Genomic DNA, 21,503 nt, shown 5'->3' with positions numbered 1-21,503 from the left:
CATTACTTAATCACCATCCCCTCCACCCTTCTCATTTGGTGCAGCGGCATTTGTAATGATTTCGGTATGCCTGATCTGGCCCCCTAAATAGCCTGTACGGGCAACCAGCCCGAACGCTATCAAAGAGGCAAATAAGATGGCTATCGAAAACGGTCTGATCAATGATGACTGTTTAAGCGTAACAAATAAACCTATTAATGAAATGCAGCCTACAACTATCAAGGCTATTAATGAAATTAACGCTGACTCTGCATGTTCTTCCACAACATTTTTAGATACGCCCTGTATATGCTCAACCGCTTCCTCTGCGCCTTCGCCTGTCGCATAGGCTATTCCGGCGCCAATCGCCGAAACTATCAAAACATTGTACGCAGCAACTAAAGTTGCATTGCTTTTATTCCAAATTCCATGGATTAAAACAAAGGCACCCAATATAGATCCGAAAATGGGCAAATGGGTTATCAATAGGTGTATATGTGTCTCGCTCATGATTTTTCAATTTATTAAAGGTTGCTTAAAGTCCTGAAGATTTAAATGACCGCGATCAATTGATATTTTGATTAACGTCACTATTAAATAATTAGCCTGGGAGGTTAACCAGGGTGGTAAAGCATCATAAAGCGATGACCCACATCATGTATTTAAATGACGGGGATCATAGGAAACCGGTTGGCAAACACCAATATTTGATTACGTAGTGAAGCGTCATTTTTTTAATTAATTATATGAGCTTTTCTTTTCAGCAACCCTATCCTATTAACCCTGAATACAAAAAAGCCGTTGCTTATTTTTGTATGGAATACGCTATTCACCAGCCACTTAAAACCTATTCAGGTGGCCTTGGTTACCTGGCGGGTTCTTTTATGCGAAGTGCGTACGAACTCCGCCAGAATATTGTGGGAATTGGCATTTTATGGAAATATGGTTATTACAACCAGGGCCGTAAAGGCGACGATACCATGGAGGTACTGTTCCAGGAAAAAGTATACCATTTCCTGGAAGAAACCGGAATTAAGTTTACCGTAAAAATATCCGGGCATGATGTTTGGGTTACCGCTTTTTATTTGCAGCCTGATCTTTTTAAAACTGCCCCCCTATTTTTCCTGACAACAGATCTTCCTGAAAATGATTATCTGTCAAAAACCATATCCCATAAACTATATGACAGTAACCCCGAAACCAGGGCTGCCGCCGCTATTTTACTGGGTGAAGGCGGGGCCCGGTTACTGGAGCAGATCAACTATCAACCCGATGTCTATCATCTGAATGAATCGCATGCGTTACCACTCGCTTTTTATCTTTACAGGAAATATCGGTCAGTAAACGAAATTAAAAAAAGGTTTGTTTTCACCAACCACACGCCGGAAGCCGGCGGAAACCAAAAGTCAGATATTTATCTTTTGCAAAGGATGGGTTTTTGGGGTGATATACCGATAGACGAGTTCAGGCAAATAACGCAATGTTACGGAGATAATTTAGACCATACATTAACGGCTTTGCGGTTTGCGGGAAAAGCCAATGCTGTTTCAAAAATTCACCTGGCCACACTCCAGGAGATGTGGAAGGGTTATGCCGGAGTTTGCCCCCTCATTTCTGTAACCAATGCCCAAAATTACGCTTACTGGGCCGATAAGGAAATGTACGCTGCACTGAGAAGCAATGACGATAACGCACTTATCGAAAGAAAAAAAGTATGCAAAGCCCTGCTTTTTGAAGAAGTGGCCGATCAATGCGGCGTGCTTTTAGATCCTGGTGTGCTGACAATTGTTTTTGCAAAGCGATTTGCCGGGTATAAAAGAGCGGAACTATTGTTACATGATATGGACCGTTTGCACAGGCTGCTGAGCAATACGGAAACGCCCGTACAGGTGATTTGGGCGGGCAAGCCTTATCCATTGGATTATGAAGCCATCTCCAGTTTCGACAAGATCGTGAACTTGTGTAAATCTTATCCCAATTGTGCAATCCTGGTGGGATATGAATTAAAATTATCAAGACTGCTTAAACAGGGGGCCGACGCATGGTTGAATACTCCGCGCGTTACCCGCGAGGCGTCGGGAACAAGCGGGATGTCGGCTGCCATGAATGGCTGTGTTAACGTATCCATCCCGGATGGATGGGTTCCGGAATTTGCCAGGGATGGTATCAATAGCTTTATTATTCCTAATACCGAAGTTACGGAGCATAAATTCCAGCAGGACGAAACAGATGCACACAATCTGTATCACTTATTAGAAGATACCGTTATCCCATTATATTATTTGCACCCCGAAATATGGTTATCCGTAATCAAAAACAGCATGCAAGATATTTTACCAAATTTCGACAGCAACAGGATGTCCAAAGAATATTACGACCAATTATATGACATTTCCGGAAGCAATAGTACGCCAAACACGGGCAGTTAAGTGTTGCCTTATCCGGTTAAACCTGTAACTGCCATCAGATTTTCGGGTTGTATCAAAATGGCGATAAACACAGCTGTTTTTAGCGGCTACTTTTTGATTTTAGCACCCAATACAACCCTTTAACGTTGGCCCTCCACCGGGGCAGCATCCACACCAGGATAATCTCTTCTACAAGATCTAATATCGTGGCGATAGCAGTCAGATAAAATAGGAAATATAGAGGTACGGGCAGAAAGAAAAAGGAAATAAAGAAAAGCCCCTGCAATACGGCAGCAATTTTTGCGAGCCAGGTGTGAAAACCTGTTATTTTTCCGTACCTGGCCAATGCAAATATGACCTGAAAAACATAAAGCATGATCAATATCACAACAAGCATAATTTCGTGGATCAGAAAGCCCTGGTTGAATATAACAATGCCAATAATGGCTACGCCTACGGTCAGATCGTCTGCTATCGAATCAAGTGAGGCCCCGAATTTACTGATCACTTTGTAAGCCCGGGCCAGGTAACCGTCAATTGCGTCAGTAAAAAAACTGAACACAAGCATCCATTTAAAAAGGTCGAAATCATGGTTGATAACCAATAAAATCATTACAAACGCCGCTAACAACCGATAAAGCGTTATCGCATTTACAATATAATAACCTGGCTTATGCATAACCTAATAAAATTAAATAGCAGAAAGCAAACGGGGCCGAACCTAACAGCGAGTCAAAACGATCAAGCATCCCTCCGTGCCCCGGTAAAATAGATCCCGAATCTTTCAGGTTAAGGCTTCTTTTCATCATTGATTTCACCAGGTCGCCTAATGTTCCGGTAATAATAATCAACAGTGATAACATAATCCATTCACTTGTAGCAAATGAAGTTAAAGTTAATGAAACCAGGCAGGCAATAAGTACTGCAAAAATTGCCCCGCCTATACTGCCCTCCCATGTCTTAAAGGGCGATACCCGGTAATACAGCGTATGCCTGCCAAATGTTTTTCCGGTAAGGTAGGCACCCGTATCATTTGCCCATAAAATAAAAAAATATCCCAATGGAATTTGCCAGCTATAGGTATGACCTGAAAGTGGTAAAAACGCAATGCATATAAAAAAGCACAACGGGATGCTTATATAAATTATCCCCAAAAGTGTAAAGCCAATATCGTGAAAAGGATGGCCCGAACGCATAAATAATTTTATAAAAAAAATACCAAAGAGCAGTGGAATATTAATTAGCAAAATTTTCCAGTCGCTGTTGCCGTTGATTACTAAGGCAACGGTACTCAACATAACTGCAGACAAAACAGCGCCCGCCTGTTTAACCGGCGATATATCCTGATTGTTAAATAAATGGTAAAACTCATGCAAAGTGAGGAGATTAATAGTTAAAATCAGTAAAAAAAAACTATAACAACCTCCAATAATTGCCCCGGCAATTACTATTACCAATATGCTACCTGTTAATGCCCGCTTAGTCAAATTGTTCATTTCGATTAACTAAAAAAACACAAGCCTTAAATTAAATAAGTCTGCAAAATCATTCTTAACTAAAAAGAATGACCGTTTTGTTGGATTATTGCAAAATGTCTATATTTTCTGGGTACTTATATGATGATGAACAATTCTATTTGTGACTTTACTTATATTTTGCTTCATGGCAATTAGCGAGATTTGAGACATTTTTAAAATTGTTGAATGTTGGATTTAATTATTGCGTTCCGCAAAATGGAGCAATAGATTTTAGTAAACACAAATCCTTACACCTCATACCAGGATAAACATGGATTCCATTACTCACCTTGCCATTGGAGCCTGCATGGGCGAAGCATTTGCCGGGAAGAAGCTGGGTAAAAAGGCAATGCTTTGGGGAGCAATAGCGCATAGCATCCCTGACATTGATTTTGTGTCGTCATTTTGGATGACTACCCCGTCGGCTTTGCTCGCACACAGGGGCTTTACCCATTCATTTGTGTTTTGCGCAATAGCAGGAACATTATTTGCATTGCTCGCCTGGCGTTGGCACCGGCAAACTAATATCCCGTTTTGGAAATGGGCCCTGTTTTTCGGAACGGTGATTTTTTTGCATGTATTTATTGATGCTTTTAATAATTATGGCGTGGGTTGGTTTGAACCTTTCAGCCACTGCCGCATTACGTTCAACGCTATTTATGTGGCCGATCCATTGTTCTCTATCTGGCCGGGTATTGCCTGTATTGCGCTGATATTTATAAGCGCTGGTACGCCGCCACGGAAAAAATGGTGGCAAATGGGGCTTGGCCTGAGTGGATTATACCTGGTATATTGCTTATTTAATAAAAACCAGGCTGATACAGACCTAAAAAGCATACTGCAAAAACAGCATATCAGTTACACCAGGTACTTTACCACACCTGCGCCAATGCAAAATTTGCTTTGGTTTGTAGTTGCCGGCAATAACAAGGGGTATTATGTTGGCTTTCATTCACTGTTAGACAGTAAAAAAATAATTGCTTTTCAATACTTCCCCCGAAATGACTCCTTGCTAAATACTGTACGTAGTCACCGTGATGTTCAGCAGCTGATCCGTTTTTCCAAACAGTTTTATACGGTAGAAAAATGGCGCGATAGTTTGGTATTTAACGACCTGCGTTTCGGCCAGGTAATGGGATGGGAAAACCCAAAAGGCAAATTCGTATTTCATTATTTTTTACAATCCCCTCAATCAAACAAAATGGTCGTTCAGCGGGGCAGGCTTGAAGGATGGAATTGGCGAAGCGTCCAATCTTTCTGGAAAAGGATTAGAGGAAATTAAAATCAGCCACCATAAAAAGCCCTAATAATCTATCCGCACATGGTAAATGCTCATCAGCATCCGTTTAAATATGGTTTTGATCGTTTCAATATCCTTCAGCGTGATATTACTGTCTTTCAACTGGCTTTGATCGAGTTTGTATTTTACAATACGGTCGACCAGGTCGCTGATGGATTTCTCATCAGGTTCCTTTAATGAGCGCGAAGCCGCTTCCACCGAGTCGGCGAGCATTAAAACGCCGCCTTCTTTCGAAAACGGGATAGGGCCCGGGTAACGGAACGTGTTTTCATCGATGAACTTTTCAGGAAAATTCTTCAGGAACGACTGGTAAAAATAATCAACCCGGGTATCGCCATGGTGTGTTCGTATAAAGTCGATCACAATTTCAGGGAGGTTAGCCCTGCGCGCCATCTCAATGCCTTTCCTAACGTGGCCTATAATGATCTGCGCGCTTTCCTGGTATTGCAGTTTATCATGGGGGTTAAAGCCCGAGCTTTGATTCTCAATAAAATAAAGCGGGTTTTCCATTTTCCCGATGTCATGATACAGGGCTCCTGCCCTAACCAGCAAAGCATTGCCGCCGATGGTATAAATGGCGTTTTCGGCCAGGTTGGCCACCTGCAGCGAATGCTGAAAGGTGCCAGGCGCAGAAAATGCCATTTCGCGCAATAATGGCGCATTGGTATTGGTTAGTTCGATCAGGGTAATATCTGATGTTATCGCGAAAACCTTTTCGAAAATATAAATAAGCGGGTAAGCCAGCAGGGTAAGCAGTACGCTAAACACAAATGGCAGGAAATTTATCCATTCTATACTCCTTAAACTACCTTCGCGGATAAGGGAAATGCCGATAAATGCCAAAAAGTAAGTAAAAGTGATGATCAGTGCTGAAATAAGGAATTGTTCGCGCCTGATCAGGTTTTTGATACTGTAGATGGAAACCATGCCGGCTGTCAATTCAAAATAGGCAAATTCAAAGCTGTTTGGTACAAAAAAGCCGGCTATCAATACCACCAGCAAATGTATATTCAACGCAAGGCGGGTATCAAACAGGATGCGGATGATAATTGGCACTATACAATATGGGATATAGTACAAATTGGGCAATTCGAATTTTATAGCCGCTGATAAAGTGACCAGCATAGCGGTAACCACCAGCAATATTAAACTCACCAGGCGGTTATCCTCATAAATATCTTTTCGGAAAAGGTATAAAAACACCATTAACAAGGTAATGGCAATGGCGACCAACAACACCTGCCCAAGTAAAACCAACCGTGGGTCGCCGTCTATCCTGGCATTGTCCTCGAATGCTTTTTTGTATGACTGTAATTTCTGGTAGGCCTCATCATTTACCACCGAGCCTTTGGCAATAATCACATCCCCCTTTTGAACCATGCCACGGGTGGTTGAAAGGCCGTTAACAGCTTCTTTTTCCAGCCGGGATGTTAACTTATTATCAAAAGTTAAATTCGGTTGTATCCTGTTACTCAGTAAATCGATCAAAAAAGCTTTATCCAGGTATTTTTTCTGAACAAGAACTTTATCACAATAGGCCAATGCCGATTCTTTGGTAAACAAATCGCCCGTGTTTTTGTCGCCCGCAATATTTTTATCAAGAATGGTTACGGGATAATTCTCCGAATTTTGCTGATATTTCGGTTCGGCGTTAAATATCCCTTTTTCATAAATAAACTTCAGCAATTCATCTCCAGCCGACTGATATTCATCTTTTTGCCTTGCTTTCATACCGGAGGCATGCCATTTAACAGAGAGGTCGGCGTTAAACCCTTCCAGTTCACGGTCGCCCATTTCATCATCCAGCTGATAAACGGGGGTCACACTGGAAAGTGCAGCCTTTTCATCATTCTGAATTTCCTGGGGCGTTTTTAATATGGCAAAATTATAGGGCGAGATGAGTTCCTTTTGGTTCCAGATCCTTCCTTTTTCAATATCATAACTAAATTTCGCCTGCTTGGGAAGCGTTATAACAATCACACCAATACTAACCAGCATCATTAAAAACTTAACATTACGGGAGTATTTGCGAAGCACTGCCTTTTGGCGTGATGAAGATAGTTTTGCCATCGATGTATTTAACCCGTCAAAAATAAGATATTTTACCTAAAGTATTTTTTTATTGCTTTTGTAAATAAAATTTAGATATCTTTATGATATCATTTTAAAATCAATTATCATGGACGCTGAAAAAACAATCAACCCACCATCCGGCTATGCCGCGTTTACGTTATTCTTAATTTTACTGGCGGTTACCATAGCTGCACTTGCTTTTGAACAAATTGCGGTTGGCGTTATTTGCGGCACTATTGACTTTGTGCTGGTACTGCCCGGCCTGGTTATCGTAAACCCAAATGAATCAAAAGTGCTGACACTTTTTGGAAAATATGTGGGTACGGTTAAGCAGGATGGCTTTTTCTGGGTAAATCCCTTCACTGTAAAAAAGAAAATATCATTGCGTGCATTTAACTTAAATGGCCAGCAGCTAAAGGTAAATGACAAGGTTGGTAACCCGATTGAAATAGCCGCCGTAATTGTATGGCAAATAAAGGATACAGCCAACGCGGTTTTCGCGGTAGAGAATTATTTGCAGTATGTGAACATACAAAGCGAAGCAGCCGTTCGGCACCTGGCCAACTCCTTCCCTTATGATAATATAGAGGATGAAAATGCGACCATAACCCTGCGCGGCGGAGCTGAACAGGTAAGTGTTTTACTGGAAAAAGAGTTAAACGAACGCCTTGACCGCGCCGGGATAGAAGTATTGGAGGCCAGGATCTCGCACCTTGCCTACGCGCCCGAAATAGCGCATACCATGTTGCAAAGGCAGCAGGCTTCAGCCATTATATCAGCCCGCAGATTGATTGTTGAAGGCGCAGTTGGTATGGTTGAAATGGCTTTGGCACGCCTGTCTGAAAAGAATATTGTTAACCTTGATGAAGAACGCAAAGCTGCCATGGTGAGCAACCTGCTGGTTGTTTTATGCGGCGACAGAAGCGTAAACCCGGTTGTTAATACAGGAACTTTATATCATTAATATATGTACAGTGTGCTGGATACAAAAGCTGTAAATGATTTATCCCTGATGAGGCACGGCTGGTTCAATCCCGAGTATGAATTAACAGATGGTTTTAATATTTTTTGCAAAATGAGTTATCACTGGTTTTCCCCAATCGGAACGGTGGTTCAATCGGCGACGGACACGTGGGTTTTTCAACGGGAAAACATCTTTACCCGCAGTTTAGTGATCACGGATGTAGATGGCCGCGCTATTGGCAAGGTAACGCGGGAACGGTTTAGTCGTAAATCAACCTTGAGCCTTAATAGCGGTTTTCAGGCTGATTTTTACGCCCACCCGATATTTTCACGCGAAAATATTTGGGAATCGTCAACTAACGGCAAAATAATTGAAATAACAAGTTCTCTTTTTAGTACGAGAGACGGCGTCCGGATCACTCCGGGCACAACGCCCGCCAATCTGGTTCCGTTATTGATATTTTTAGGTAAACATTTGATTATTTTGAGAAGGCGAAGAAAGTCGCGACATTAAATATGGCCGAAAAGAAAGCATTTATATTACGTATCAATCCGGACGTTTTAAAGGAGATTGAAACCTGGGCCGGAGATGAATTCAGGAGCACTAACGGCCAGATAGAATACTTGCTGCAACAGGCTTTGCTTGCGCGGAAGAAATACAAAAGCAAGAAAAAAGATTCGTAGAGACGCAACACTTTGCGTCTCACTGGTCACTCGAAAAATCCAGAGACGCAAAATATTGCGCCTCTACAAGTACACCATAAAAAAACTAACTTTGCCTTACCAATTTAACATCATATATGAGAGACGTAGTTATCGTTGCTGCCACCCGTACCCCTATTGGTAGTTTTGGCGGCAGTTTGGCCGGTTTATCTGCGCCGCAATTAGGCGCTATTGTTATAAAATCGGCAGTAGAAAAAGCAGGCTTAAAACCCGAACAAATACAAGAGGTTTACATGGGTAATGTACTGTCTGCCAACCTTGGCCAGGCGCCGGCAACCCAGGCGGCTATATTTGCCGGCCTTAGCTATTTACCCGCAACAACTATCAATAAAGTTTGCGCTTCGGGCATGAAAGCAATTATGCTGGCTGCGCAAAGTATTTCGCTTGGGCAAAATGATATTGTAATTGCAGGGGGAATGGAAAGCATGAGCAATGTACCCTACTACCTGGATAAAGCCCGCAACGGCTACCGGCTGGGTAACGGCCAGCTTACCGATGGGCTGATAAAAGACGGGCTGTGGGACGTTTATAATGATTACCATATGGGTTCGGCAGCAGAACTTTGCGCTGCCGATTGCAATATTAGCCGCGAAGACCAGGATGCCTTCGCTATTGAATCGTACCAAAGAGCGCAGGCTTCGCAAAAAGAGGGTAAATTCAAGGAGGAGATCACTCCTGTCGAACTAAAAGATAAAAAAGGCGGGGTAACTTTATTTGCCGATGATGAAGAGCCTGCGGCCGTAAAGTTTGATAAGATCCCGTCATTAAAACCAGTTTTTAAAAAGGATGGAACGGTAACCGCTGCCAATGCCTCGACCCTGAATGATGGTGCCGTGGCGCTGGTATTAATGAGTGCGGAGAAAGCTGCAGAAATGGGCATAAAACCAATGGCTAAAATTGTTTCTTATGCCGACGCCCAGCAGGCGCCTGAGTGGTTTACCACCGCCCCGTCAAAAGCTATTCCATTAGCATTGCACCGGGCGGGTTTATCATCGGGCCAAATCGACTATTTCGAGATCAACGAGGCATTTTCGGTTGTTTCTATCGCTAACAACCGGCTCCTGGAACTAGATCCGGCAAAAGTAAATGTGAATGGAGGCGCGGTTGCATTGGGGCACCCGCTGGGTGCCTCCGGCGCCAGGATTATCGTAACTTTACTGAACGTGCTGCAACAAAATAAAGGAAAATTCGGCGCGGCAGGAATTTGTAACGGCGGCGGCGGCGCCAGTGCAATGGTTATTGAAAATTTGCGTTAATTAGTGCAATGAAAAAAATATTTATACCCCTTTTATTATTAGCGGCAATACCCAGTTTGATTTTTGCGCAGCATTCTGACGAGACCATTAACTTGAAACATTTAAGGGCCTATGAAGATACGCTGATCACACTGGGCAAACATTTTGTAAATGATACAGAGGAAATGGACCGCCGGAATGCCAACTATACGTTCATTAAAACGATGGTAAGCGCCTTAAAAGTACCTAATTCCTTTCTTTATCCTTTTGATTCTGTAAAAACGGTGAGCATTATCAACTCACCCGATAACCGGTTCCGCATCATCAGCTGGCCGGTAGAAGCTGCCGATGGAAGTTACCGCTTTTATGGAACGATCCAAATCAACACAGGCGGTAAATTATTGATGTATCCTTTAAATGACGCCACCCCCGACCTTAAAAACCCCGAGGATTCTGTCACTGATAACCGCAGGTGGTTCGGGGCGGAGTATTACCGGATCGTCCCTGTTTATACACCAAAACTCTATTATGTATTGCTGGGTTGGAAAGGCAATAATGTAAAATCAACAAAACGGGTGATCGAGGTGCTATCGTTTAACGACCAGAAGCCTGTTTTGGGCATGCCTGTTTTTGACGGTAACGGAAAAACCCGAAAGCGGGTAGTTTTTGAATACACGCGGCAGGCATCATTGTTGCTGCGCTATGTGCCTGAACAAAACCTCATCGTTTTTGACCACCTTGCTCCCCCTGACCCTAAAATGAAAGACCAGCACGATAGCTATGGCCCTGATATGACCTATGACGGCTATAAGGAAAAGAATGGCCGTTGGGTTTATGTTGATAACCTTGATATGAGAAATGTGCCCAGCGCGCATGACGCTGAATATAATGACCCTAAGAAACAGGCCGAAATTGATAAAGCTACACCCCAAAAGAAAGATTAAGGCGAAAATTTAACACTGAGAATCTTTCAATTTCAATGTTTTAACTTCCAATAATTTAGCATCCCAATTACCCACCGCCTATTGTAATAAATGCCAAATATTTGCACCCGCTGTAAAAGCATATCCGAATTTAATTTTGATTTACGGGAATTGTAGTATTTTAGTCAAATTATTTAACTGACCTCAATCTATGTCTGAAACAACTTTGGCAGCTGAAGCTGTCCCAAAAAAATCCAGGTTTCCCAAAGCTGTCCCCTTTATTATTGGTAACGAAGCTGCTGAGCGCTTTAGTTTTTACGGGATGCGTTCCATACTGACGCTATTTTTGGTAAAACAGTTTTTTAACCCTACGGGTAGCGCAGCATTATCCCAGCAAGCAGATGCACATGCCAATAAACTAAACCACTTGTTTGTAATGGTAGCCTATGCACTGCCATTTGTGGGCGGCATGGTGGCCGACTGGTTTACAGGCAAATACAAACTCATCTTATATATCTCGATGGTGTATTGCCTTGGACATCTTTTATTATCGATGTTCGACGCCAGCCTTGGCGGCTTTGAAATCGGTATGCTGGTAGTTGCTATTGGCGCTGGTGGTATAAAATCCTGCGTATCAGCCAACGTAGGCGACCAGTTTGATGCCACCAACCAGGACCTGCTTTCCAAAGTTTACGGCTGGTTCTATTTTAGCATCAATGCCGGCTCAATGTTATCAACTATTATTATTCCAACCACTTATAGGCTATATGGGCCAAAACTAGCGTTCGGCATCCCTGGTATATTGATGGCGCTGGCTACCCTGATATTTTTTATGGGTCGCAAACGATACGTAAAGGTTCCACCACAAGGCGTTAACCGCAATAACCTGGTATTTATAACATTTTATGCGTTAACCCACATGGGGAAACGCAAACCGGGCGAATCGTTACTTGACGTTGCCAAAGGCCCGTTTGATCCTGAAAAGGTGGAGGGCATGAAAGCTGTTTACCGCGTAATGGCAGTCTTCTTTTTCGCCCTGGCATTTTGGGCGGTTTGGGACCAATGCCTTTCAGAATGGACACTTTATGCTGCTCATTCAGACCGCAATATCAATCTTGGCTTTACTTCATTCGTCATTGATCCGGGTTCAGTATCAACGGTTAATACGATTTTCCTAATGATATTTATCGTGCTATTTAATTATGGAATATATCCATTTTTCGATAAAATTGGACTAAAAACCACTCCGTTGCGCAGACTCGGCACTGGCTTAATTTTAACAGCTTTATCATTTGTCGTAATCGGTTTCACACACAACAGCATCGAGCACGGCGGTACGCCGTCAATTTGGTGGCAGGTACTAGCTTTTATGATACTTTCCGCTGCTGAAGTGATGGTTTCGATTACAGGTTTAGAGTATGCTTACACACACTCACCAAAATCGATGAAAAGCACCATGACGGGGATCTGGTTCCTGGTAGTATCGTTTGGCAATTTGATTACCGCCAGTGTTAACGGTTTGATCGAAAATGGCGGATGGTGGGCGCATAATCTTAAGGGCGCAAACTACGAGTGGTTCTTCGTCATATTTATCATGGTGTTTGTAGTGGCTTTTTTAATTATTTCGCCACGGCTGAAGGAGCGCAACTACATTACCGACCCGTATGTTGACAACCAGGTAATTGCAGATACAAACAATTTATAGCTAATTTTATCGTTAACAAAAAAGCAGTTTAGTAACAATTACTTTACTGCTTTTTTATTTTAAATGCAGGTTAAAATAAATTATTTTTGCCGCCTGTTTACTCCAATTTAATATAAGTGCCGGATAGCATCGTAATTATACCAACCTACAACGAGAAAGAAAATATAGAACGGATGATCCGCAAAGTATTTACGCTTCCTCATGATTTTCACGTACTGGTCATCGACGACGGGTCGCCTGATGGCACCCAGAATATAGTTAAACAGTTGCAACTTGAATACCCCGAAAAGCTTTTTATAGAAGAGCGGGCTGGTAAACAGGGTTTGGGAACAGCTTATATTCATGGTTTCAAATGGGCCATTGCCAGGCAATACGATTATATTTTTGAGATGGACGCTGATTTTTCACACAATCCGGATGATCTGCTAAAATTATACGAAGCCTGTGCCAAGGGGGCAGATGCTGCCATCGGCTCCCGGTATATCAATGGGGTTAATGTAGTTAACTGGCCCATGAGCCGGGTTTTGATGAGCTATTTCGCCTCGGTTTATGTTCGTTTTATAACCGGGATTGAAATTCAGGATGCTACAGCCGGTTTTATGTGTTATAAACGGAGAGTATTAGAAACAATCAACCTGGATAAAATCAAATTTGTGGGCTATGCTTTCCAGATCGAAATGAAATATACCACCATCAAACATGGATTTAAACTGGTTGAAGTACCAATCATCTTTACTGACCGCACCCTTGGCACCTCAAAAATGTCGACAAGCATTTTCAGGGAGGCTTTTTTTGGGGTGATCCAGATGAGGGTAAATTCTATATTCAGAAAGTATCCTGAGGGATAGTGATTAGAGGTTAGAGATTAGAGATTAGAGATTGGACATTTTTGCGGAAGAAAACTTACGAAGTTTTAAAACGGCAAAGCCCTCAACTAGGCCCATAAAATATAAAAATCGAGTTAAACTTCGTAAGTTTGAAATGTGCACATTTTACGTATCATCTTTAAATTTCATGCGCTAATTGCTATGTCGAACCAAAACAAACTAATCTCTGGTCTCCAATCTCTAATCACTAACGCCGCATGAATGAGCACCTCGATCCTGACCGTGAACGTCTCTCTCCTGCTGAACGTGACATTGAAAAAGTTTTACGTCCACAGGCTTTTGAAGACTTTACCGGCCAGCATAAAATATTAGCCAATTTAAAAATATTTGTACAGGCGGCCCGCCAGCGCGGCGAGGCGCTTGACCATGTGCTGCTGCACGGTCCTCCCGGATTAGGTAAAACCACCCTCTCCTATATCATCGCAAATGAAATGGGCGTGGGCATTAAAATCACTTCGGGCCCGGTACTGGATAAACCGGGTGACCTTGCCGGTTTACTAACCAACCTGGAGACAGGCGATATCTTATTTATTGACGAGATCCACCGTTTAAGCCCGCTGGTTGAAGAGTACCTGTACTCCGCAATGGAGGATTTCAAGATAGATATCATGCTGGAGAGCGGCCCGAACGCCCGTTCAGTTCAAATCTCTCTTAATCCGTTTACACTGGTTGGAGCAACAACACGCTCCGGCTTATTGACCGCCCCTTTGCGGGCCAGGTTTGGCATCAATTCACGACTGGAATATTACGACGCAAAATTATTAACCACCATTGTGCTGCGTTCCTCATCTATTTTAAAAACTCCTATAACAGATGAAGGAGCCTATGAAATAGCCCGCCGTAGCCGGGGTACCCCACGTATAGCCAACGCGCTGTTACGCCGTACCCGTGATTTCGCTCAAATAAAGGGTGACGGTAATATTGACACCGCTATTGCCAAGTATGCTTTGAATGCCCTGAACGTTGATGAACACGGCCTTGACGAAATGGATAATAAGATCCTGACCACTATTATTGACAAATTTAAAGGTGGCCCTGTAGGCTTAAAAACTATTGCCACAGCGGTAGGTGAAGACGAAGGTACTATTGAAGAAGTTTACGAACCTTTTTTAATACAGGAAGGCTTTCTGATGCGTACTGCGCGCGGTCGTGAAGTCACCGAAGTAGCTTATAAACATTTAGGAAAAATTAAACTGGGAAGTAACCCATCTTTATTTTAATCATAACAAAGCCATCTGAAAGTGGCCCTACTCCAACTTCTATATTTTATTCAATGAAAAAATTACTTCTCCTTGCGTCTTTATTTATTTCAATCCAAACTTTTTCGCAACCAACAAAAAAACGCCTGACCCGGCCGACCTGGTAAACCCCCTAATGGGCACCGACTCCAAATACGATCTTTCAAATGGTAACACCTACCCTGCAATTGCTTTGCCCTGGGGTATGAACACCTGGACTGCGCAAACCGGAAAAATGGGCGACGGCTGGCAATATACCTATGCCGCCAATAAGATTAACGGCTTTAAACAAACTCACCAGCCATCGCCCTGGATGAATGACTACGGACAGTTTGCCATCATGCCTGTTACAGGACATTTAAAAGTATCGCAAAATGGCCGCGCCAGCTGGTTCTCGCATAAGGCAGAAACGGTGAAGCCTTATTATTACAGCGTTTACCTTGCCGACCATGATATTACAACTGAAATTACGCCAACTGACCGTACGGCACAATTCAGGCTTACTTTCCCAAAGAGTGACAGTTCGTACATCATTGTTGACGCCTTTGACCGTGGATCCTGGGTAAAAGTAATCCCCGGTGAAAATAAGATCATCGGCTACTCTACCAAATTTGCACGCGGCCCTTTAAAAAACTTTAAGGACTATTTTGTTATTTATGCTGATAAGCCCATTAGCATCGCCCAAACTTACAGCGACAGCACTTTGACCGATTCTTTGTCGCTGCATGCCAAACACGCGCTGGCGGTAATTGGTTTTAAAACTGCAAAGGGCGAACAGGTACATTTACGGGTGGCATCGTCATTCATAAGTATAGAGCAGGCCGAACTCAATTTAAAAAGAGAACAGGGCAACGATAGCTTTAACATTACCGCGCAAAAAGCCAAAGAGGTGTGGAACAAAACCTTGAACCACGTAGTAGTTGAAGGCGGTACGATTGACCAGCAGCGTACATTTTATTCGTGCCTGTACCGCATGGTTTTTTTCCCCAATAAACTATACGAATTTGATGCAAATAACAAAATGGTGCATTACAGTCCATATACCGGCACTGCAATGCCGGGCTATATGTTTGGCGGCACAGGCTTCTGGGACACTTTCAGGGGGCTCTATCCATTCTTAAACCTGGTTTTCCCGGGTATTGTTAAGGAGATGCAGGAAGGCCTGGTAAATGATTACAAGGAAGGCGGCTGGTTGCCTGAATGGTCGAGCCCCGGATACTCGGATGTGATGATCGGCAATAACTCTGCATCTGTTGTCGCAGAAGCTTACCTTAAAGGCGGGCGTGGTTATGATATTGAAACGCTTTACCAGGCTTTGATCCATGGTGCAAATAACGAGGGCCCGCGCGGCACCGGCCGTAAAGGCGTTGAATATTATAATAAATTGGGCTACGTACCTTATGATGTAAAGATCGACGAAAATGCCGCCCGCACGCTGGAATATGCCTATGATGATTTTGCGATATACCAGTTAGGCAAAGCGCTTCATAAACCTGCATCGGAAATTGAGATCTATAAAAAAAGGAGCATGAATTACCGTAACCTGTTTGACCCGTCGACAGGCTTAATGCGCGGCAAAAATAAGGATGGTAGTTTTGAAACCCCTTTTAACCCCTTTAAATGGGGCGATGCTTTTACAGAGGGCAATAGCTGGCATTATTCATGGGGAGTTTTTCATGATATGCAAGGTTTAATCAACCTGATGGGTGGCAAAACACAATTTGTGGCGAAACTGGATTCTGTTTTTACCCTTCCGCCAATATTTGATGACAGTTACTATGGCGAAGTAATTCATGAGATCCGCGAAATGCAAATTGTAAATATGGGACAGTACGCCCATGGTAACCAACCTATACAACACATGCTTTATTTGTACGACTACGCCGGCCAGCCCTGGAAAACGCAATACCATGTGCGTGACGTGATGAACAAACTATACTTTGCGGCGCCAGATGGCTATTGCGGCGACGAGGATAACGGTCAAACTTCTGCATGGTATGTTTTTTCGGCATTGGGATTCTATTCAGTATGCCCTGCAAGTGACCAATATGCCCTTGGTGCACCTTTGTTTAAAAAGATAACCGTGAACCTGGAGAACGGCAAAAAAGTGATCATTAACGCCCCTGATAACAGCGACAGCAATTTCTATGTAAAAAGCATGAGCGTAAATGGCAAACCTTATGATTTAAACTGGTTGAGCCATAAAATGCTGCTGCAGGGTGCCGTTATTAACTTTGGCATGTCCTCAACCCCCAATAAAATAAGGGGTAGCAAAAATGCCGATTCACCGTATTCATTATCAAACGAAAAATAAAATGAAAACATTTCTTTCAGCTTTATTACTGGTTTTAGCGGGCTTTACGGTTTCAGCCCAAGGGCCGATCCGGGTATGCGTGGCCGGTTTAAACCATGACCATGCGCATGGCATATTGAGCCGGTATAAAGACGGCACAGTTGATATTGTGGGCATTGCCGAACCGAACAAAGAGTTATGGGTAAAATATGGCAAGCTTTATCACCTGCCCGATTCACTGTTTTTCACGGATCTTAAACAGATGATCCTGCTGAAAAAGCCCGATGCAGTATTGGGCTATAACGCGGTTGCCAACCACGTGGATATTGTTGAAATATGCGCCCCCCTGCACATACCTGTGATGGTTGAAAAACCGCTGGCAGCTACACTGGCGCAGGCAAAACGGATAGAAGCGCTGGCAAATCAATATAAAATAAGGGTACTTGTTAATTACGAGACTACCTGGTACGCGTCAAATCTGGCCAACTACAATACGATTGCGGCAGACAGCATAGGCAAGATCAGGAAGATGGTGGTGCACGACGGGCACCAGGGCCCAAAGGAAATTGGCTGCAGCAAGGAGTTTTTAAGCTGGTTAACCGACCCGGTATTGAACGGAGCGGGCCCGTTAAACGACTTTGGCTGCTATGGCGCCGACCTGATGACCTGGTTTATGCACGGCCAAAAGCCGATTGCAGTAACTGCGATCGCCCATCATTACAAACCGGAAATTTATCCAAAGGTAGAGGATGACGCCACCATACTGGTAGAATATCCTACCGCCAGCGGGCAGATAGAAGCATCGTGGAACTGGCCTTTTAGCATCAAGGACATGGAAATATTTGGTGAGACAGGTTACCTGCATGCCCTGGACGGAAAAAGCATTATAAGCAGAATGCGTGAGAACATAAAAGGCGCAAAAACTGCTTCGCCGCTCCCCGCTCCTGTTAACGACCCGATTATTTATTTAACGGCTGTATTACGCGGCCAGATCAGCGGGAACGACGATCAATCGTCATTAAATTATAACATGATAGTGATGCAGATACTGGATGCTGCCAAACGATCAATTAATGAGGGTAAAAGAATAGTTTTATAGCTGAACCGTAATTACGGGGTGTTCACTGAATAACAGGAACACCCCGTAATTACGATGCTGGTTGGTGCGTATTTCGTCTGCGCTATAAACGCAGCCTGGGCTGATGAATATTAAATTATTTCAAACTTTAAACCTGAATCTCTCTTTATTATCCAAAAGCAAAATCATTACATTTGCCAACTTCAAAATTTCATCTGATAAATTATGATAAAACAACTTTTTTCTGCCACCATTCTTTGTTTTTTAGGCTTAGCATCGTTCGCACAAGGAAACAGTGCTGCCATTATGGCCCGCAAACAGGTTCCAATTGTTTGCTATCACCAGATTCGCGACTGGACGCCAAAGGACTCCAAAACATCAAAAGACTATATCATCCCAATAGCCGCATTTAAACAACACATCAAAATGCTTGCTGATAGCGGCTATCACACTATTCTGCCCGATCAGTTGTATGATTATCTTACAAAAGGTACAGCATTACCCAGCAAGCCTATTATGCTCACTTTTGATGATACCGACCTTGATCAGTTTACCATTGCGCGCCCGGAGCTAAAAAAATATGGCTTTAAAGGTGTGTTTTTTGTAATGACTGTCTCCATAGGTCGCCCGCACTATATGACCAAAGAACAAATTAAACAGCTGTCAGACGAGGGAAACGTTATTGCTGCCCATACCTGGGACCATCACCGGGTTGACCGCTATAAACATGATCCTAATCCTAAGAAGGATGACTGGGTGGTACAAATTGAAAAACCAACCAAAAAGCTGGAAGAAATAACCGGCAAAAAGATTGATTATTTCGCCTATCCGTTTGGCGTATGGAAAAAACCTGTTTTGCCGGAAGTAAAAAAACATGGATTTAAGCTGGCGTTCCAATTAGCTGACAAACGCGACCCGGAAATGCCTTTAATGACCGTAAGGCGCATCCTGGATAGCGGGTACTGGACAACCAAAACCTTTAGCAATAGTGTAAGGCACAGCTTCTAGCGCCCTGCTCCCTAAAGGGAGCGGTTTGAATATCAAATGCTGAATTTCGGATACTGATTAAACGTCAGTACCCGAAATTCAGCATTTTTTATTTTAGTGCAGTTATGGCTTATATTTATGGAGACTTTTCATTCATTCGCCATGAAATCAAAACGCATTATAATTATCGCACTGATCCTGCAAGCAGTTGCTGATTGTGCCTATTCTCAATCGATTGGTGTAATCTCCCGGCATTTTGAAGCATTAAGCAAACACGATGTTAAAGCTATTGCAGCAGAATATGCCGACAGCGCCAAAGTGTACTCTCCCAACTGGGAAGGCGCTAAAACCGGCAAAGCAGGGATTTCTGAAATTTACACCCGGTATTTTGCATCAACGCCCGACCTTTTATACAAAGTAAACCATATCATTAATGCAGGCGAATATATTGTAGCCGAATATACGGTGAGCGGCACTTTATCTATGCCGGAAGCAAATACACCCGCATATATGAAAGATAAAAAATATATGCTGGATTACTGCGCTGTTTTTACAATAAAAGGCGACAAGATCATTAAAGAAACCGATTATTTCGACCAGGTAGCTTTTTTACGCCAGGTTGGCTTTTTTGATCAGCATTAGCTTTTTTTTCTACAAAATAAACAACCCGGTTATTTTATAGACACCCACCGGATCGCCTGGTCGATTTGATCTATCCTAAAATTTCTAAACTTCCCGGGTACCATGTATTTAAAAAGATCGCTATACCCCAAAACCTTTTGTTGATCGGTTACGATGGCAATTTTATTCCATTTAAAAAAATACTTTAACCCTATTTTTAAATTTCCGCACCAAATACCCGAAGCGAAATTGACGATATCCGTTTCGAGCACCAGCACAAAATTAATACGTTTGCTTTTTTTAAGCACGTTCTCTATCAACGGTATCAATGAATCTTTATATTCAGTTTCAGCAACATTGGCAAATGCATGTAACCCTGCAACATGAGGCGGTAAATTATTGATGAGCTGAAGCATATTTAAAATTGTCAATCAACACAACTACAACAATTGAACCGCTATTTAAATTAAAGTGAATTTTTGTATTATTATTTCACTATTAGTTAATAAATAGCTGATATTATTACTATTTCAAGTACTGATAATCAATATATTTGTAATGATGCCGCAAAAGAGTACAGTTTATAGTTCGCTTATAAAAAAAGAAGCCCAAAAACTTGGCTTTTTGTTCTGCGGAATTTCAAAAGCTGATTTTTTGGAAGATGAAGCGCCGCGGCTGGAAGCCTGGTTAAAAAAAGGAATGCAGGGCGAAATGCATTACATGGAAAACCATTTCGACAAACGCCTTGACCCCCGTTTATTGGTTGATGGTGCCAGGTCTGTAATATCCCTCGGCCTCAACTATTTCACCGAGGTGCGGCAGGCAGATCCCTTAAGCCCTAAAATATCTAAATATGCTTATGGTGATGATTATCATTATGTTATAAAAGAGAAACTAAAGGAGTTATTGACCATTATCCGGGAGCAAATAGGCGAGGTAAACGGCCGGGCATTTGTTGATTCAGCCCCGGTATTGGATAAAGTATGGGCGAAAAAAGCAGGGCTGGGCTGGATCGGTAAAAACACCAACCTGATCAACAAACGGGTCGGCTCTTTTTTCTTCCTGGCCGAACTGATCATTGATCTTGACCTCAATTACGATATTGCCCCCGCGGCCGACCATTGTGGTACCTGTACTGCTTGTATTGATGCCTGCCCTACTGAAGCCATTGTTGCCCCTTATATTGTAGATGGCAGCCGGTGCATCTCGTACCTGACCATCGAACTTAAAAATGAGCTCCCCCCCGCATTTCAGGGAAAAATGGATAACTGGATGTTTGGTTGCGACGTTTGCCAGGATGTTTGCCCCTGGAATAAGTTTTCGGTATTACATACCGAGCCGGCCTTTAAACCCAAACCACAATTGCTTGAATTAAACAAAAAAGACTGGGAAGAAATTACGGAAGATGTTTTCCAAAAGGTCTTTAAAAATTCGGCAGTAAAAAGGACTAAATTTAAAGGGTTAAAAAGAAATATTGATTTTCTGAAAAGCTAAGCCCCGGGTCAGGCCAAAAGTCTTTAGCCGGAAGTTCTGAGTCAAATTTTCTTTATTCCTGAATTTGATTTAACAGATA

At 42.8% G+C, this 21,503-nt stretch carries 20 protein-coding genes; 15 read left to right on the top strand and 5 right to left on the bottom strand.

Annotated elements, in window-relative coordinates:
- Positions 1 to 6 precede the first annotated feature (6 nt).
- A complete protein-coding gene (locus MgSA37_RS11920) occupies positions 7 to 489 on the bottom strand; it encodes a hypothetical protein (protein ID WP_096352177.1) in 483 nt (160 codons plus the stop codon).
- A 236-nt stretch (positions 490 to 725) separates the two neighbouring features.
- On the opposite strand from MgSA37_RS11920, the gene glgP reads away from it, so the two are divergent.
- Positions 726 to 2,408 carry an alpha-glucan family phosphorylase gene (gene glgP / locus MgSA37_RS11915; protein ID WP_096352175.1) on the top strand — a complete coding sequence of 561 codons (1,683 nt, stop codon included), beginning with the start codon at positions 726 to 728 and terminating at the stop codon, positions 2,406 to 2,408.
- Positions 2,409 to 2,487: 79 nt separating this feature from the next.
- On the opposite strand, the gene MgSA37_RS11910 is transcribed toward glgP, so the two are convergent.
- Both MgSA37_RS11910 and MgSA37_RS11905 read right to left on the bottom strand, forming a co-directional pair.
- Positions 2,488 to 3,066: a CDP-alcohol phosphatidyltransferase family protein gene (locus MgSA37_RS11910; RefSeq protein WP_096352174.1), complete on the bottom strand. Its 579-nt coding sequence runs from the start codon at positions 3,064 to 3,066 to the stop codon at positions 2,488 to 2,490.
- Positions 3,059 to 3,883, bottom strand: coding sequence for a phosphatidate cytidylyltransferase (locus MgSA37_RS11905; protein ID WP_096352172.1), 825 nt, complete (start codon positions 3,881 to 3,883; stop codon positions 3,059 to 3,061). Before MgSA37_RS11905 ends, MgSA37_RS11910 begins: the two co-directional genes overlap by 8 nt.
- Before the next feature lie 292 nt (positions 3,884 to 4,175).
- Between MgSA37_RS11905 and MgSA37_RS11900 the strand changes: the two genes are divergently transcribed.
- The gene (locus MgSA37_RS11900) at positions 4,176 to 5,186 is read left to right on the top strand and encodes a metal-dependent hydrolase (protein WP_096352171.1); all 1,011 of its coding nucleotides are present in this window, start codon (positions 4,176 to 4,178) and stop codon (positions 5,184 to 5,186) included.
- Positions 5,187 to 5,207: 21 nt separating this feature from the next.
- Here the strand turns inward: MgSA37_RS11900 and MgSA37_RS11895 are convergent, their stop codons facing one another.
- Entirely contained in the window at positions 5,208 to 7,274 is a 2,067-nt protein-coding gene (locus MgSA37_RS11895) for an HD family phosphohydrolase (RefSeq protein ID WP_096352169.1), read from the bottom strand.
- Between the two features lie 109 nt (positions 7,275 to 7,383).
- Here MgSA37_RS11895 and MgSA37_RS11890 point away from each other — a divergent pair, with 109 nt between their 5' ends.
- From MgSA37_RS11890 to MgSA37_RS11835, 12 genes are all read left to right on the top strand, one after another.
- A complete protein-coding gene (locus tag MgSA37_RS11890; protein ID WP_096352168.1) occupies positions 7,384 to 8,241 on the top strand; it encodes an SPFH domain-containing protein in 858 nt (285 codons plus the stop codon).
- Between the two features lie 3 nt (positions 8,242 to 8,244).
- Positions 8,245 to 8,754, top strand: a complete 510-nt coding sequence (locus MgSA37_RS11885) for a hypothetical protein (RefSeq protein ID WP_096352166.1) — start codon at positions 8,245 to 8,247, stop codon at positions 8,752 to 8,754.
- A gap of 2 nt (positions 8,755 to 8,756) precedes the next feature.
- Positions 8,757 to 8,924, top strand: a complete 168-nt coding sequence (locus MgSA37_RS11880; RefSeq protein ID WP_096352165.1) for an Arc family DNA binding domain-containing protein — start codon at positions 8,757 to 8,759, stop codon at positions 8,922 to 8,924.
- Positions 8,925 to 9,040: 116 nt separating this feature from the next.
- Complete coding sequence (locus MgSA37_RS11875) at positions 9,041 to 10,219, top strand: acetyl-CoA C-acyltransferase (protein ID WP_096352163.1); 1,179 nt, start codon at positions 9,041 to 9,043, stop codon at positions 10,217 to 10,219.
- A gap of 8 nt (positions 10,220 to 10,227) precedes the next feature.
- The gene (locus tag MgSA37_RS11870) at positions 10,228 to 11,142 is read left to right on the top strand and encodes a hypothetical protein (protein ID WP_096352162.1); all 915 of its coding nucleotides are present in this window, start codon (positions 10,228 to 10,230) and stop codon (positions 11,140 to 11,142) included.
- 190 nt (positions 11,143 to 11,332) lie between these two features.
- Positions 11,333 to 12,826 (top strand): POT-type proton-dependent oligopeptide transporter, encoded by a 1,494-nt coding sequence (locus MgSA37_RS11865; RefSeq protein ID WP_096352160.1) that lies wholly within the window; start codon positions 11,333 to 11,335, stop codon positions 12,824 to 12,826.
- 116 nt (positions 12,827 to 12,942) lie between these two features.
- A complete protein-coding gene (locus tag MgSA37_RS11860) occupies positions 12,943 to 13,674 on the top strand; it encodes a polyprenol monophosphomannose synthase (RefSeq protein ID WP_096352158.1) in 732 nt (243 codons plus the stop codon).
- Positions 13,675 to 13,910: 236 nt separating this feature from the next.
- Positions 13,911 to 14,933 carry a Holliday junction branch migration DNA helicase RuvB gene (gene ruvB, locus MgSA37_RS11855; protein ID WP_096352156.1) on the top strand — a complete coding sequence of 341 codons (1,023 nt, stop codon included), beginning with the start codon at positions 13,911 to 13,913 and terminating at the stop codon, positions 14,931 to 14,933.
- 154 nt (positions 14,934 to 15,087) lie between these two features.
- Positions 15,088 to 17,265 carry a GH92 family glycosyl hydrolase gene (locus MgSA37_RS11850; RefSeq protein WP_096352154.1) on the top strand — a complete coding sequence of 726 codons (2,178 nt, stop codon included), beginning with the start codon at positions 15,088 to 15,090 and terminating at the stop codon, positions 17,263 to 17,265.
- Between the two features lies 1 nt (position 17,266).
- Positions 17,267 to 18,343 (top strand): Gfo/Idh/MocA family protein, encoded by a 1,077-nt coding sequence (locus MgSA37_RS11845; RefSeq protein ID WP_096352153.1) that lies wholly within the window; start codon positions 17,267 to 17,269, stop codon positions 18,341 to 18,343.
- A 204-nt stretch (positions 18,344 to 18,547) separates the two neighbouring features.
- A complete protein-coding gene (locus MgSA37_RS11840) occupies positions 18,548 to 19,330 on the top strand; it encodes a polysaccharide deacetylase family protein (protein WP_096352151.1) in 783 nt (260 codons plus the stop codon).
- A gap of 141 nt (positions 19,331 to 19,471) precedes the next feature.
- On the top strand, positions 19,472 to 19,951 hold the full coding sequence (locus tag MgSA37_RS11835) for a nuclear transport factor 2 family protein (RefSeq protein ID WP_157750544.1): 480 nt from the start codon (positions 19,472 to 19,474) through the stop codon (positions 19,949 to 19,951).
- Positions 19,952 to 19,980: 29 nt separating this feature from the next.
- On the opposite strand, the gene MgSA37_RS11830 is transcribed toward MgSA37_RS11835, so the two are convergent.
- Positions 19,981 to 20,346, bottom strand: coding sequence for a SpoIIAA family protein (locus MgSA37_RS11830; protein WP_096352148.1), 366 nt, complete (start codon positions 20,344 to 20,346; stop codon positions 19,981 to 19,983).
- Between the two features lie 145 nt (positions 20,347 to 20,491).
- Here MgSA37_RS11830 and queG point away from each other — a divergent pair, with 145 nt between their 5' ends.
- Positions 20,492 to 21,424, top strand: a complete 933-nt coding sequence (gene queG, locus MgSA37_RS11825; protein ID WP_096352146.1) for a tRNA epoxyqueuosine(34) reductase QueG — start codon at positions 20,492 to 20,494, stop codon at positions 21,422 to 21,424.
- Positions 21,425 to 21,503 lie beyond the last annotated feature (79 nt).

Origin of the sequence: Mucilaginibacter gotjawali (assembly GCF_002355435.1) — a bacterium.
Classification (GTDB): Bacteria; Bacteroidota; Bacteroidia; order Sphingobacteriales; family Sphingobacteriaceae; genus Mucilaginibacter; species Mucilaginibacter gotjawali.
Note: the sequence above shows the minus strand (reverse complement) of the source record. Positions and strands in the feature narration are given on the sequence as shown.